Below are 14,653 nucleotides of genomic sequence, written 5' to 3' on the forward strand. Positions count from 1 at the left end.
CCGTAGCGAGGTTGGCGGCGGAACCAAACCGGCATAACGTGGGTCATACCGGTACATGAGCAGGTATGGAGGTGTGTCCCGGTGTACATCGACGAGAACGGTGCGGCCGACGCCGAGCTGAAGGTGACCGTCGAGGACGAGGAGTACACCGCCGACGTCACCTTCGACCTCGACCAGGACGGCGTGAACGACTCCGCCGTCGTCGAGACCGATGACGGCGGTCATCTCGCGTTCACCGACACGAACGGCGACGGCGACGCCGATCTGATGAGCACGTTCGACAAGGACGGCAATCTCCTGAGCCAGGCGCGGTTCGAGGAGAATTCCGGTGAGTGGGTGGCCGTCGACCCGAACGACTCGCAGCACGAAAAGACGAATTCGACTTCCAAACAGGCGATTGTCGTGGAGACCGACGACGGGGAGCGAAACGTCGGCCCGGCCACCGAGGACACCGACGGGGACGGCAAGGCCGACACCGTTGTCGTCCGCGACGACGACGGCGACACGTGGTTGTTCACCGACAAGAACGGCGACGGCAAGGCCGACGTGGCGACCGAGATCACGCGGTCCGGCGAGGTCACGATGTCGGAACACCGAGGTGACGACTGGGTGGAGGTCGAGCACGGCCACATCGAGTCCGACGGCCGGTACGTGACCGACTCGAAGAGCGGCATTCTGGACGACTCGGACGAGTGGCTCGAGGAAGAACGCTTCGACGGCGTCGTCCGAATCGATTCCACAACGGGGCAGTGGATCAGCCCGAACTGAACCGTTAACTGAAGCGCAGGTCACAGGCCTCGGTGTGGTGAGAACCGCACCGGGGCCTCTTGTGTTTTTCCCACCGCCACGGGGGCTTAACGCCGTCCGAGTGCTGAATCGATTCCAGAATCGGTTTTGTGAGGGAAGCGACAGGCTGGGGGTGCTTTACCTGCCATTCACCGGGCTAACCTCGGTCCATCCCCTTCCACGCACGCCCGGCCCCACCGGGCGTCTGGAGCTATTCCCGAGGACGACGAAGTCCTGCACCGGACCACCACGTGCTCGGGTTGCCGAGGCGTTCAGTCAGGAGACGAGACGAGATGACGGCAGTGACCATTCCCGGTCTCGAACAGGCACCTACCAACCACGCGCGCTTGCTCGCATGGGTTCAGGAAGTCGCTGAGCTGACCTGCCCCGACGAGGTTGTTTGGGCCGACGGGTCCCAGGGCGAATGGGACCGCCTCACCAAGAAGCTCGTGGACGCCGGCACGTTCGTGCCGCTCAAGAAGAAGCAGAACTCGTTCTGGGCCGCCTCGGACCCCAGCGACGTGGCCAGGGTCGAGGAGCGCACGTACATCTGTTCGGTGCGCGAGGAGGACTCGGGCGCGACGAACAACTGGATGGACCCTTCCGAGATGAAGGCCATCATGACCGAGCTCTACCGGGGCTGCATGCGTGGCCGCACGATGTACGTCATCCCGTTCTGCATGGGCCCGCTCGACGCGGAGAAGCCCATGCTCGGTGTGGAGATCACCGACTCGGAGTACGTCGTCGTCTCCATGCACATCATGACCCGCATGGGCACCAAGGCCCTCGCGGTCTTCGGTGACGACGCGGACTTCGTGCCCGCCCTGCACTCCCTCGGCGCCCCGCTCGAGCCCGGCCAGGAGGACGTGCAGTGGCCGTGCAACGAGACCAAGTACATCTCGCACTTCCCGGAGACCCGCGAGATCTGGAGCTTCGGCTCCGGCTACGGCGGCAACGCCCTGCTCGGCAAGAAGTGCTACTCGCTGCGCATCGCGTCCGTGATGGCGCGCGACGAGGGCTGGCTCGCCGAGCACATGCTGATCCTCAAGCTCACCTCGCCGGAGAACAAGGCGTACTACATCGCCGCCGCGTTCCCGTCGGCCTGCGGCAAGACCAACCTGGCCATGCTGGAGCCGACGATCCCCGGCTGGAAGGTCGAGACGCTCGGCGACGACATCGCCTGGATGCGCTTCGGTGAGGACGGCCGCCTCTACGCGGTGAACCCGGAGAACGGCTTCTTCGGCGTCGCGCCCGGCACCGACTACCACACCAACCCGAACGCGATGCGCACCATCGCCAAGGGCAACTCGCTGTTCACGAACGTCGCGCTGACCGACGACGGCGACATCTGGTGGGAGGGCATGGGCGAGCCCCCGGCCCACCTCACCTCGTGGAAGCACCAGGACTGGACGCCGGACAGCGAGGAGCTCTCCTCGCACCCGAACTCCCGTTACTGCACGCCGATCGAGCAGTGCGACATCAAGGCGCCGGAGTGGGACGACCCGAAGGGCGTGCCGATCAGCGCGATCTTCTTCGGTGGCCGCCGCGCCACGACGATCCCGCTGGTCACCGAGTCGCGCGACTGGCAGCACGGCACCTACATGGGCGCCACGCTGTCGTCGGAGACCACGGCCGCCGCGGTCGGCAAGACCGGTGTCGTGCGCCGCGACCCGATGGCGATGCTGCCGTTCATCGGCTACAACGCCGGCGACTACTTCCAGCACTGGGTCGACCTCGGCAAGCGCGCCGACGCCGACAAGCTGCCGAAGATCTTCTACGTCAACTGGTTCCGCCGCGGCGAGGACAAGCGCTTCCTGTGGCCCGGGTTCGGCGAGAACTCGCGCGTGCTGAAGTGGGCCATCGAGCGCCTCGAGGGCAAGGCCGCCGCGCAGGAGACGCCGATCGGGTACGTGCCGACCGCCGACGACCTGGACCTCGAGGGCCTGGACGCGTCGCGTGAGGACATCGAGGCATCGCTGGCGTTCGACGCCGACGAGTGGCGTGCCGAGATCCCGCTGGTCGAGGAGTGGTTCGCCAAGATCGGCGAGAAGGTCCCCACCACGCTCCGCGACGAGCTGGCCGCCCTGAAGCAGCGCCTGGGCTAGTTCCCGGGTGTTCGCAGGAGCCCCATCGGTCAACGGCGACCGGTGGGGCTTCTTCTTGGGGTACTACTAGTCGTGTGAAGCAGGACGACTTTCTCGGCGGGCTGAACTACGACGGTTCGACGCGCGATGTGGAGGTCGGCCCGACGACGGGCATCGTGCGCTACTACCCGGTGCCGCCACCCGCCGAGCCGCCCCGCACGCCGTGGTGGCGCTACATGCTCGTGTTCGTCGTCGGTTGGGCGATCGGCGTGGTGGCCGGTGTGGTCCTGTGCAGCAATTTTCTCTGAATCAGCGCAGCTCATCGTCCACTTGGGACGAAGTTGTCCACACCTGTGGACGGGGTTGTGCACATGTTGTGGATAGCTGTGGACAAGCCTGGGGACTTCTCCATAGGTCGTGAAAACGGTCTTGCACCAGGAATGAACCTGGCCCCTTCCGGGAACGTCTTAGGTATGTGATGGCGGTCACAAAGATCGTCAACCGAGACGGAAAGGGAGGTGTGCCGTGGGTGTCGCGGGAATTGCGATGTTGGTGCTGTCCCTGGCCGCCGTGCTGATGGTCGTGATCGCCGGGTCAGTTCGGGAGCGGGTTGTCCCGGATGCCGAGGAGGGTCCCGTTGAAGGCCTTGGTGGCCTCCGCGTAGCAGACGGCGTTGGTCCAACCCTCTGACCAGGCCTGCGAGCCGGGGTTGCGCCACGCGGGGAACACGTCCGTGCGCTTGCTCGACCCCAGGTAGTCGTGCACGGCCTTGGTGCACTTCTCGTTCGCGATGGAGTTCATCTGCTCCTTGGACGGAGCGGGGTCGGACGACTTGCCGAGCGACACGACACCGGCGGGCACGGCCTCGGCCAGGTGCGCGGTGTTGCACGCGACGACCTTGACCTCCTGGTCCTTCGACGGCGAGCCCTGGGTGCAGGTCTGGAACGTGCTGAAGCCGTTGCCCTTCAGGATCTCCTTGACGGAACCCTTGCGCGCCAGCGGCTTCTCGTCCGGGCTGATCTCCACGACGGTGCACAGGCGCCAGCGCTGGCCGTCCTTCCAGCCCTGCTCGTTCGGCCAGAACGCCCAGACCCGCAGGCGCGTCGAGTCCGCGTCGCCGCTGCCCAGGTACTCGCTGAGCGTCTGGCGGCACGGCGGCAGCGCGGCCTTGCGGAGCACCTGCGTGTCCGGGTAGGCCGACGGCAGGCCGGTCATCTCACCGACGCTCATGACCTCGGCCTCGTGCGAGTCGGTGCACTGCAGCACCTTCAGCTCGTAGGCGTTCATGCACTGCCCCGCTTTCGGCAGCGTGGGCGCGGAGGCGGAGGCCGTGGACGGCATCGGTCCGGGGACCGCCTGCCCTCCCACCTGGATCGCGCACGCGGACAGCGTCACCGCGCTCAGGACAATTGCCACCGCCAGCCGCACACGAGTCACACCACAGAGACTAGGGCCTTCACTTGATCGGCGATGTCCCGACGCTGCTTTTCGAACGCGGCGTCGGTCAGCGCGGCCGGGTCGGCGGGCTGCCCGAGCACCGGCGTGTGGAGGTGTCCGCCGAGGACGTTCGTTGCGCCGTAACCGATCCGCAGCCTGTTGGCCCGGTACATGCTCTCGTTGGAGAGGTAGTCACCGCCGCCGCCGGACGCCGCGACCCTGCCCGGAGTCGGCTGGTCCGTGCGGCACGACTGCTGCGAGCCGACGACGACCCACTCGCAGAAGGCCAGGTTGTGGTTCACGGCGAACGGGCCCGTGCCGGCGTCGATCATCTTCTGGAACGGCAGCGAGGTCTCGATGAACTCGTCCGTCGGCTGCGGCCAGCCCGGAGCGTTCGGGACGCTACCGTAGGAGCCGACGTTGTTGTTGTCCGCGAAGCCACCGCGCCAGCGCGCCGCCCACCGCTCGACGTCGAAGCGGCCGGGCCTGCCCTGGCTGATCGTCACGAACGCGTCGGGCTTCTGCTGCAGCGCCGTTCCGTAGAACTGCTCGACGACACCCTCGTCGAACGCGCCCCACAGCACCGGGAGCACCGCGGCCTGCAGCACGACCTTGCCGGTGGGCGTGTCGATCTCACGACCGTCGAGCTGCAACGCCGCCGCACCGGCCGGGTTCGCGCGCCGCACGTTCACGCCGGTCAGCTGGAACGGGTCGAAGCCGGTGACCGCGATCTTGCGCACGCCGGGCTTCGCGGGGAACTTGGTGTCGCTCAGACCGCGGGACGCCCAGTCGAACTTCTGGATGAGCGTCGCGCGGTCGTGGGGTGACAGGGTGAAGCGCGGCTTCCACTGGCGCAGCGCGGAACTGAGCTGCAGCCGTGCCCAGTAGAGCGGGCGGTCGTCATAGGTGTCGTGCGCCTGAGGTGTTGTGCTCTGCGCACGGGCGACGGCCGCCTTCCACAGCGCGTTGCCCTCTCGTTCGACGAACTGCTGCGCCTGCCTCGGCAGGACCTGGCGGCAGAGTTTCGCGGTGAAGTCCGCGACGCGGCCGTCGAACCCGGCCAGCTTCACGAGCGACGGGCCGACGGCGGGACCGCCGACGACGAGCACGTCGTCGAGCCGCTGCTCCTCGACGGTCAGTGCGGCGGTGGTGTCGTAGCAGTCGGCGTCCTGCGCGTGCGCGACGGCAGGGCTCAGGGTGACGGCGAGAGCGGTCAGTCCGACCAGTCCGGCGATGGTTTTCACGTAGACGATCCTCGACGCAAAGGGCCACCCGCCGTAACCGACGGGTGGCCCATAGTGTTGCCGACTGCGTCTCAGTGCGCTGCCACGGGCTTGACCCGCGGGTTGTCCTCGTCGACGTGGTAGTCCGACGGGTCGGTGTGGTCGACACCGTTGGGGGACTTGGCCTTCTTCGCGATCAGCGTGACGATCACCGCGACGACCAGGTTGACCAGCAACGCGACGATGCCGACGTAGATCTGCGTCGTCGAGGCGCCGAACGGGTGCCATCCGAAGATCGAGATGTTGCCGAGCGGCAGCGCGGAACCGGCGAAGTGCGCCTTGCCCACGGCCGGGTTGCCGATGTTGTAGAGCAGCCACATGCCGTAGCCCATGCCCGCGACCCAACCGGCGATCAGGCCGTACACGTGGAACCAGCGCGTGTAGAGCGCGATCGCGACCGCCGGGAGCGTCTGCAGGATCATGACGCCACCGATGAGCTGCAGGTCGATGGAGAACTGCGGGTCGACGAACACGATGAACGCGACGGCGCCGAACTTCACCACCAGGGAGGCGAGCTTGGCCTGCTTGGCCTCCTCCGCCGGGGTGGCGTCCTTCTTCACGTACTCCTTGTAGACGTTGCGCGTCCACAGGTTCGCCGCCGCGATGGACATGATCGCCGCCGGCACCAGCGCGCCGATGCCGATGGCCGCGAACGCGATGCCCGCGAACCACGACGGGAAGTTCGCGCCGAAGAGCTCCGGGACGATCGTGTTGGTGTCGGGACGGCCGGTCGCCTGGTTGACGATCGGCTTGGTGCCCGCGCTGATCGCCACGAAACCGAGCAGCGCCAGCAGACCCAGCAGCAGCGAGTACGCCGGGAGCGCGACCATGTTGCGCTTGATGACGTTGCGGCCGCGGCTCGCGAGGATGCCGGTCAGCGAGTGCGGGTAGAGGAACAGCGCCAGGGCGGACCCGAGGGCCAGCGTCGCGTACTGCAGCTGGTTCGTGCCGGTCAGCAGGATGCCGTCGGCCTTGCTCGGCGTCGCGTCGAACTTGGCCTGCGCGTCGTTGAAGATCTCGCCCCAGCCGCCGAACTTCGAGGGCAGGTAGATGATCGCGACCAGGATCACCAGGTAGATCAGGATGTCCTTGACGAACGCGATCAGCGCAGGCGCCCGCAGGCCCGACTGGTAGGTGTAGAGCGCGAGGATCAGGAAGGCGATGAACAGCGGCAGGTGGCCGAGGATGCCGGAACCGTTGAGGCCCATGGACCGCAGCACCGCTTCGAGGCCGACGAGCTGCAGCGCGATGTACGGCATGGTCGCGACGATTCCGGTGACCGCGATGATCAGCGCCAGCCAGTGCGAGCCGTAGCGGCCCTTCACGAAGTCGGCGGGCGTGACGTAGCCGTGCACGCGGCTGACCGACCACATGCGCACCAGCGGCAGGAACACCAGCGGGTATAGGATGATCGTGTACGGCAGGGCGTAGAAGCCGAGCGCGCCCGCGCCGAACATCAGCGCCGGCACCGCGACGAAGGTGTAGGCGGTGTAGAGGTCACCGCCGACCAGGAACCACGTGATCCAACTGCCGAACTTGCGGCCGCCCAGACCCCACTCGTCGAGGTGGTCGAGCGTTTCGCCCTTCTGCCACCGCGCGGCCACGAAGCCCATGACCGTGACGAGCAGGAAGAGGGCGCTGAAAACGATCAGCTCGGTCCACTGCATCAGTTCGCTCCCTCGTCCAGGTCGTCAACGCCGAGCTTGTCTGGCTTGCCGGTGACCACGGGCTCGTCCTTGGTCTTGACGTAGACGATCCCGACGCACGCGACGCCGAGCGGGACGAACAGGAACTGGTACCAGTAGAAGAACGGCAGCCCGAAGATCCGGGGCTCGTCGAAGTTGAACCACGGCGTGATGAGCATGAACAACGGGAGTATCAGCAGCAGGTTCCAGTTGCTCCAGCGCAAGCCGGTCTTGTGGTCCGACGGCATGGTGGCCCTCCGTGTACGCGATGTTGCGCGGATGTTAGGCCTGATGAAGTGTGGCGTCAGCCTAGAGATTGCAATCGTTGTCTTCGGCTTAACGTTCTCTTTGGACTAATCCGCCGACAGACGGCTGGCGAGGTCTCGTTCGGCGGCGTCGAAGTACTCGTCGAGCTGCAGAACCGCCTGTTCCACTGTCCCGTTGTTCAACAATTCCACAATCCTGCGATTCCACGGCAGGTACGTCTGGTGGAAGGCGTCCATCTCGCGGGCGACGCGGAACGCGAGCATGAGCTCGGCGAAGAGCCGGTCGGACTCGTCGCTGAGCCGCGCGCTGCCCGCGAGGCCGACGATGCCGCGGTGGAACTGGATGTTGGCGGTGCCGGTCTTGCTGAAGTCGTTCTTCTCGGCCCTGGCCACGGCCTGGCGGACCGGTGCCCGCACGGCCTCCCGCCGGGCCTCGGTGACGTCGTTCCACAGGCGGAGGGCACCGCACTCGATCGCGCGGCGGGCGGCGTAGAGGTCCCGGACGTCGTCGCTGGTCGGGCGGCGGACGAAGACGCCGCGGCTGTGCTCGTGCACCAGGATCCGGTCGCGGGTGAGCAGCCGGAACGCCTCGCGCAGCGTGTTGCGGCTGACGCCGAGCGCGCCGCCGATCGCTTCCTCGCTCAGCCGCAGGCCCGGTTCCAGCTCACCGTCGAGCACCCGCTCCCGCAGCATGTCGGCGACCTTCTGCGCGGTGCTGGCGCGCTCCAGGTCGGCCTTGCCCTGAGCCAGCGTCGACACCCACGTCTCGGTCACCTGAGAAGTCTATTTGCAGGATCGTTCGATTGCACTATCGTAGAATCGTTCAACAATCCTACAAGTCAACACACGCACAGCTCGGGGGAGGACGGCCATGGACCTGAACGCGGACCTGGGCGAGGGCTTCGGCCACTGGACCCTGGGCGACGACAAGGCGCTGCTGGCGGTCGTCACCAGCGCGAACATCGCCTGCGGCCATCACGCGGGCGACCCGGACACGATGCGCGAGACCTGCGCCTCCGCAGCGTCGGCAGGAGTGGCCATAGGCGCCCACGTCGGCTACCGGGACCTACCGGGCTTCGGCCGCCGCTTCATCGACGTGGCTCCGGACACCCTGACCAACGAGGTCCTCGCCCAACTGGGCGCCCTGTCGACCTTCGCCCGCGCCGCAGGCACCCGCGTCTCGTACGTCAAGCCACACGGCGCCCTCTACAACGCCCTGTTCCGCCACGAGGCCCAGGCAGACGCCGTGGTGGACGCGGTCCGCCTCTTCGACCCGACACTCGCGGTGCTGGGAGCACCAGGCGCGGTGTGGCTGAAGCGAGCCGCGGTAGCGGGCCTGCGCGTGTGGCACGAGGCGTTCGCAGACCGCGCCTACACACCCTCGGGCGCCCTGGTACCGCGAGGCGAACCAGGCGCGGTGCTGCGCGACCCGGCCGAGATCGCGGCCCGCTGCGTGCAGCTGGCAACGGAGGGCTGGGTCCGCAGCGTCTCCGGCCGCCCGGTCCGCATCCAGGCGGACTCGATCTGCGTGCACGGCGACACCCCGGGCGCCGTGGAGATCGCCCGCGCGGTCCGCGGGGCACTGGAGTCGGCGGGCGTGGCGGTGGCCCGTGTGGAGTCGCCGCTCCGCCACACACGCCAGCCGGCCTGACAGCGCCACAACCGGCACCCGCGCACCTGAAGCCGCACGCCTCGCCACCCAGCTGCGCCGCGCACGTCGCCCAACCGCGCCCCGCAGCAGATCGGCCCCTGCCGCCGACTCTTGTGGCAGCTTGGCGCACCTGCCGGCGTCAGCCTGCCTGCGTGCCTGCGTCAGCCCGCCCTGCTGGCGTCAGCCCGCCTGCGGCTTGGCCCACCTGCCCCGCGTCAGCCCGCCTGACGCACCAGCGCCGCAGCCCCCACCAGCCCCGCCTCGCCACCCAACTCGGCGGCCCGAACCTCGAACCCGTCCAAGAACGACAACCCCGCATGAGCCTTCAAGGTCCGCCGAACCGGTTCGAACAACAACTCCCCGGCCTGCGCCACCCCACCCCCGACCACGGCCAACTCCAGGTCGCACACCGCAGCCGCCCCGGCGATCGCCATCCCGACGGCCCGCCCGGCCCGTTCGAACGCGACCTGCGGGATCTCCTCACCGGCCAGAGCGGCAGCGGCCAGCAATGCCGCATCGGCGTGCTCCGGCGCCTGCCACCCGGCCCGGCGGGCCCACGCCACCATGCGCGGACCGCCCGCCACGGTCTCCGCGCACCCGCGGCCGCCGCACGTGCAGGGTTCGCCGTCGGGCTCCACCACGACGTGGCCGATGTGGCCCGCGTTGCCGGTGCGGCCGCCGAACGGGCGTCCGTCCAGCACGAGGCCGCCGCCGACGCCGGTCGACACGACCAGGCCGACCATGAAGCCGCTGCCCTGGCCTGCGCCGCGCCAGTGTTCGCCCAGCGCCATGCACACGCCGTCGCCCGCCAGTTCCACCGGGACGCCGGGGAACAGCGAGGCGATCGAGGCGCGCAGCGGGAAGTTCTGCCACGTCGGCACGTTGATCGGGGAGACGGTGCCGGTCGTGGTGTCGACGGGACCCGCGGAGGCGATGCCCACGCCCGCCACGGCGGTGTCCTCGACCACGGACGCGATCACCGACACGACGGCGTCCCACGTGTCGGTGGGTGGCGTCGGCACGCGGGAGGACCGCACCACGACACCGGACGGGTCCACCAGGGCGGCGGCGATCTTGGTGCCGCCGAAGTCCAGTGCCAGCACCAGATCAGTCACGATGAACCAGCTTAATCAGCCACTTCGAGGGTGATGGGCGCAGTGGTCCTGACGAGCGGGCCCGCCGTGACGCGGACCACGGCCGACCAACGGCCCGGCGTGGCCCACGGTGGTGCCTCGAAGGTGAAGTCCAGGGGCAGCCGGCCCTGCGCCGGGAGCAGGCCGCCCACGCAGAACGGGCCGACGAGTTCCCAAGTCGGGCGCGGCGACAGCAGACGTGCCTGCACGGGCAGGTCGCCGTGTGCGCCGGACGCCACGACGATGCGCACCAACGCCGACGAGCCCGGCCGCACCGAGACAGAAGAAGGCGTCGACGCCACCCACAGCACCTCGACGGGATCGTCGCCGTCCCACTCGGGCACCCCCAGCAACGCCACGTCGTACACCTCGAACGGCAGGCCCTCCAGCACCGCGCGCACCGGGTGGCAGCCGGGCGTGCGCGGAGCCACCAGCCGCACCTCCGCGGACACGTGGCCGCCCGCCGGCACCGACACCGGCATCGAGTCCCACGACGCCGACCACCCCGGCGGCAACGAGAGCCGGACGACGCCCGAGAACGCCTCGCCGTCCGACACGACCACCACCCGCAGCAGCGCGGGACCGAGCACCTCGAGGCGGACGTTCGCGGGCAGCCCGCCCAACGGTGCCGGCTCGTGCAGCCAGTAGCGCGCGAACACCGGTGTCACCTCGGGCGACGCGGGTCCCAGGGCGGGGCCGGCCAACGTCAGCCGGGACGCGACGGACGGCAGCGTGCCGCACGAAGGCGACCGCGAGCCGAGCACGCCCACCAACGCGGACGGACCCAGGTGCCCGACCCCGTTCCACAGCACGACGGTCGTGGAGCCGACCATCTTCTCGCCGACCTCGCTGTGCCACACGCTGATCGGGCCGACGAGACGAGGCGCCTCCAGCATAGGACCGTCCACGGCGACGAGGGAAGCGATCGGGTCGTACGACAGCACGTAGTGAGTGGACGCGATCTCGGTGCCGTAGCCGCGCTTCCAGCCGTGGTCGACGTCGTCCTCGACCAACGAGTAGGTGCGCCATCCGCGCGCTGGCACGTCACGCGCCAAGAACGTCACGGTGACACCGTCGACCAACGTGGGCAGCACGACCCCGTCGGACTCGACGTGCACGTTGCGCGCGTACGGCAGGTGCACGGACACGATGTCGGTGCAAGCAGAAGCTGCCGGGTTCCACACGACCACCGAAGACTCCACAGTGGACGTCAGCGCCCGCAAAGACCGCGACACCACCTCGGACTGCAGGTCGAAGGCCTCCCGAGGGTGCGCGACGGCAGCGCGGGAGAGGGCGGCGACGGGAAACGCGGCTCCGGTCAGCCGAGACGCGTGCGAAGCGAACACAGCAGCAGGCGAGTCGTCCGCCGCCGCACGAGGCACGGGCACAGAGCCGCGCACGTAGTAGTCACGCGGCAACGAACAGACGACCCGAGGCCACGTGTAGCGCGCGCTCCAGTCGTGATGGATCGCCATCACCAACGGGTCAGGAGCCTCCCGGGCGTCCCCGACCGGCAACATCACGTGCGGCGCGGCGGCCCCGGCCCGCAGCCGCAGGAACGACGAGTAGACCGCCCGCGAGGCCTCGGCCAGCGAACCCCGCAACGGCAACCCCGCCGGCAACGAGGACAGCACCGGCTGCACACCGACCACAGTGGACTCGGCCCCGACGACCTCGACCCGCCCTTCGGCGACCAGCCGCAACAGCAGTGAGCGGTGCTCCGGGAACGTGTCCCAGTAGGGCTGCAACAACTCCACCGACGTCACGGCGAACCGGTACGCGCGATCCGTCAGCGCCAAGTCCAGGTGGGCCCGCAGAGCGGCGAACGGCGCATCGGCCGCAACGTGCCCGACGAGGTGCACGGTCCACCCCGGCGAGCCCACGACCAGCGAGAACGCGCAGGTCTCCTCACCGGCCGAAGATCGCACCACAACCTGGGCGGGCACCACGGCGCCAGGAGGGTGCTCGGAGACGTCAACGCCGAGCTCGTAGCCGAACGGCCCGTGCGCCAGCGAACCGCCGTGCCGCGGCGAACGCAGCCCAGGCCCGGACACGTGGGCGTGCACCGGACCCGTAAGAAGGGGCGAACTCAGCCGCACCACCTGCAGCAGCGCGGTCCGAGGCCCGACGAACAGCTCGGTCGACTCGGCGGCGATCACCACACGATCGCACCACTGTTCCCCGCCCGGAGGAATTCCCCGATGGGGGCGAAAAGCTAGCGCTTGAGCATGCGGGTGAGACCGGCGGCGACCGTCGTGGCGAGGATCCAGCCCGTCACGATCAGCCCCGACGCGATCCACTGCGACGCGCCGGGCGTCTGCCAGCGGTTCTTGTTGCCGAAGTCGACGATCGGCACCACCAGGTCGATCGTGTAGAGCCACGCGTTCCACGGCAGGTGGTCGTCGTCGTTGATCTCGACCAGCGGGCCCTTGAACTGGAACCACAGGCTGCCCACCACCCACGCCGCGATCAGCCACCCCAGCGCACGCGCCGGGCGGTAGCCGTAGCCGACCATCGACCGTTGCAGGAAGCTCCACAGCAGCACCAACGGGCCGAAGAACCGCATGCCCTCGGCGACCGCCTTGTACCGCAGGCGCTGCTTCTCGATCAGCACGGTCGAGGCGTGCTCCTCGTTGCCGGCCGCGGTCAGCATCTCGGCGAACTGGTCGTACGGGCGCGGGTGGTAGCTGCGCCGCATGGCCTGCCGCAACCAGCGCAGCCGTTGCTGCACCTGATCGTCGTCGCGCAGGTCGATGGGGTACGCGAGGGAGTCGTAGCGGAAGTCGTCGAGGTCGATGTACCCCGTGGCGCTCCAGAAGTTCTCGTTGTCGTCCAACGACGTGCACCGCGCCTGCCGCAACGTCACCAGGCCCTTGGGCGGCGACACGACGTTGAGCATCAGCTCCTGCACCTGCATGCCCATCGCGTTCAACGCGTGGCTGTCGAGCTTGTACCCGAGCACCGCGCCGTTGAAGTTCGCCATACGACCGATGACGGCCCGACGGCACCGCACGCCGCCATGCGCGACGAACTCCTTCTCGCCGCGCGCGCAGATCAGGTCGCGGCCGATCGTGGCACCACCGATGTCGAGCGACGGCTTCTCGCGCGGCTGGTGCCGGTACGTGCCCGGCCTGGTCAGCCGGCTGCCGCGCAGGTCGAGGTTCGCGCCGACGGTGATGCCCCGCAGTTCCAGGCCGCCGGAGACGTCCGACTCGCGCACCACGAAGTTGCTGCCGATCTGGGACCGGTTGGCCAGCACGGCGTCGGCGGCCGGGTTGTCCACGGTGGCCCGTTCGAGCGTGATGCTGCCGCGCACGTGCGTGTCGACCATCCGCAGCTGGCCCTTGACCTTCACCCCGCGCCCGACGACGTCCCCGCCGATCTCCGCGCCGTCGACGTGCAACGCGCGTCCGGAGCCGGTCGGGTCGGTGCCGACGGCGGGAGGCGACACGGCATCTAAAACGGCCCCGGCCAGCGAGAACGTTCCACCGATCTTGGCGCTCACCGCGCGCACGGTGCCCTTGCTCGTGAAGCCGCGGTCCAGTTCGAGGTCGCCGGACACGTGCACGCGGTCCAGGAACAGCGTCGCGGAGGGGTCGGCGTGCGGGTCGTCGGTGTCCTTGAAGTCCGAGCCGCGGGAAAGCGCGGCGCCGCTCAGCGACAGCGTCGACTCGATCCGCGCGTTGGCCAGGAACACCACGCCGTGTGACGTGAACGCGCCGAGCAGGTTGCCGCCGACCTGCATGCCGTTGCCGTTCAACGTGAACCCGTCGGCGTTCTCCAGCACCGCGCTGCCGAGGTTGACGTTGCCGCCGATGCGCGCGCCCGCGAACCGCACCTCGCCCTCGGTGATGATCCCGAACCCGAGCAGCGCGCCCGCGACGGTCAGCCGGTCACCGTGCAGGCACAGCCCGCCCGGCACGCTGAACCTGGTGTCCCGCAACAGGACCGAGCCCGCGATCTCGGCGTCGGTGAGGTCGGTCAGCCCGGAGACCCGGCAGTCGAGCAACGAGACGTCGTTGCTGCTGCTCAGGTTCCGCGCTTCCAGGCCGGGCAGGTCGCAGTCGCTGAACGAGATGCCCGCCAGGTTGGCCTGCCGCAGGTCCGGGGCCGCCTCGAACTGGCAGCGCTCGAACTCCAGCACGTACGGCACCTCGACCGCGCGCAGGTCGAGCACGTCGGTGACCACCCGGTCCACCACGCGGATGACGGGCGGGGTGCTCGGCTTGCGCCGAGGCAACCTCCACCCGCCACCACCAGCGTTCTCGTTCTCCCCCAACAGCCCCCGCAGCACGTCCGCCGCGGCGACCTTCCCCCTCGCCACGAGG

12 protein-coding genes are annotated in these 14,653 nt (G+C 68.9%); 4 read left to right on the top strand and 8 right to left on the bottom strand.

Annotation, left to right across the window (positions count from 1 at the left end):
* Window positions 1–81 precede the first annotated feature (81 nt).
* The 3 genes from BMY74_RS20720 (at window position 82) to BMY74_RS20730 (ending at window position 3,178) form a co-directional block, all read left to right on the top strand.
* Window positions 82–768 (top strand): DUF6802 family protein, encoded by a 687-nt coding sequence (locus BMY74_RS20720; protein ID WP_089918423.1) that lies wholly within the window; start codon window positions 82–84, stop codon window positions 766–768.
* Between the two features lie 311 nt (window positions 769–1,079).
* Window positions 1,080–2,891 carry a phosphoenolpyruvate carboxykinase (GTP) gene (locus tag BMY74_RS20725; RefSeq protein ID WP_089918426.1) on the top strand — a complete coding sequence of 604 codons (1,812 nt, stop codon included), beginning with the start codon at window positions 1,080–1,082 and terminating at the stop codon, window positions 2,889–2,891.
* Window positions 2,892–2,965: 74 nt separating this feature from the next.
* Window positions 2,966–3,178: a hypothetical protein gene (locus BMY74_RS20730; RefSeq protein ID WP_089918428.1), complete on the top strand. Its 213-nt coding sequence runs from the start codon at window positions 2,966–2,968 to the stop codon at window positions 3,176–3,178.
* A 286-nt stretch (window positions 3,179–3,464) separates the two neighbouring features.
* Here BMY74_RS20730 and BMY74_RS20735 read toward each other — a convergent pair whose 3' ends face one another.
* The 5 genes from BMY74_RS20735 to BMY74_RS20755 all read right to left on the bottom strand — a co-directional run bounded on the left by BMY74_RS20735 (window position 3,465) and on the right by BMY74_RS20755 (window position 8,315).
* A complete protein-coding gene (locus tag BMY74_RS20735; protein ID WP_143091647.1) occupies window positions 3,465–4,307 on the bottom strand; it encodes a septum formation family protein in 843 nt (280 codons plus the stop codon).
* Window positions 4,304–5,551, bottom strand: a complete 1,248-nt coding sequence (locus BMY74_RS20740; RefSeq protein WP_245786263.1) for a pyroglutamyl-peptidase I — start codon at window positions 5,549–5,551, stop codon at window positions 4,304–4,306. The genes BMY74_RS20735 and BMY74_RS20740 overlap by 4 nt, the downstream gene beginning before the upstream one ends.
* 71 nt (window positions 5,552–5,622) lie before the next feature.
* The gene (gene mctP / locus BMY74_RS20745; RefSeq protein WP_089918432.1) at window positions 5,623–7,257 is read right to left on the bottom strand and encodes a monocarboxylate uptake permease MctP; all 1,635 of its coding nucleotides are present in this window, start codon (window positions 7,255–7,257) and stop codon (window positions 5,623–5,625) included.
* Window positions 7,257–7,523: a DUF3311 domain-containing protein gene (locus BMY74_RS20750; RefSeq protein ID WP_089918434.1), complete on the bottom strand. Its 267-nt coding sequence runs from the start codon at window positions 7,521–7,523 to the stop codon at window positions 7,257–7,259. Before BMY74_RS20750 ends, mctP begins: the two co-directional genes overlap by 1 nt.
* A 105-nt stretch (window positions 7,524–7,628) precedes the next feature.
* Entirely contained in the window at window positions 7,629–8,315 is a 687-nt protein-coding gene (locus BMY74_RS20755) for a GntR family transcriptional regulator (RefSeq protein WP_245786264.1), read from the bottom strand.
* A 97-nt stretch (window positions 8,316–8,412) separates the two neighbouring features.
* Between BMY74_RS20755 and BMY74_RS20760 the strand changes: the two genes are divergently transcribed.
* On the top strand, window positions 8,413–9,192 hold the full coding sequence (locus BMY74_RS20760) for a LamB/YcsF family protein (protein WP_089918436.1): 780 nt from the start codon (window positions 8,413–8,415) through the stop codon (window positions 9,190–9,192).
* Window positions 9,193–9,407: 215 nt separating this feature from the next.
* Here BMY74_RS20760 and BMY74_RS20765 read toward each other — a convergent pair whose 3' ends face one another.
* Genes BMY74_RS20765 through BMY74_RS20775 form a run of 3 tightly spaced genes read right to left on the bottom strand, consistent with a single transcriptional unit; the run spans window position 9,408 to window position 14,649 of the window.
* Window positions 9,408–10,307, bottom strand: a complete 900-nt coding sequence (locus BMY74_RS20765) for an ROK family protein (RefSeq protein WP_089918438.1) — start codon at window positions 10,305–10,307, stop codon at window positions 9,408–9,410.
* An 11-nt stretch (window positions 10,308–10,318) separates the two neighbouring features.
* Window positions 10,319–12,487 (bottom strand): NEW3 domain-containing protein, encoded by a 2,169-nt coding sequence (locus BMY74_RS20770; RefSeq protein ID WP_089918440.1) that lies wholly within the window; start codon window positions 12,485–12,487, stop codon window positions 10,319–10,321.
* 53 nt (window positions 12,488–12,540) lie between these two features.
* A complete protein-coding gene (locus tag BMY74_RS20775) occupies window positions 12,541–14,649 on the bottom strand; it encodes a hypothetical protein (RefSeq protein WP_089918442.1) in 2,109 nt (702 codons plus the stop codon).
* Window positions 14,650–14,653: the final 4 nt, after the last annotated feature.

It is taken from the genome of Lentzea albida, from assembly GCF_900111005.1.
Classification (GTDB): domain Bacteria; phylum Actinomycetota; class Actinomycetes; order Mycobacteriales; family Pseudonocardiaceae; genus Lentzea; species Lentzea albida.

What these genes read in the sequence shown, in the direction of transcription:
- BMY74_RS20725 (WP_089918426.1), top strand. Translation starts at nt 1,080, where the DNA reads ATGACGGCAGTGACCATTCCCGGTCTCGAACAGGCACCTACCAACCAC.
- mctP (WP_089918432.1), bottom strand. Translation starts at nt 7,257, where the DNA reads ATGCAGTGGACCGAGCTGATCGTTTTCAGCGCCCTCTTCCTGCTCGTC.
- BMY74_RS20750 (WP_089918434.1), bottom strand. Translation starts at nt 7,523, where the DNA reads ATGCCGTCGGACCACAAGACCGGCTTGCGCTGGAGCAACTGGAACCTG.
- BMY74_RS20760 (WP_089918436.1), top strand. Translation starts at nt 8,413, where the DNA reads ATGGACCTGAACGCGGACCTGGGCGAGGGCTTCGGCCACTGGACCCTG.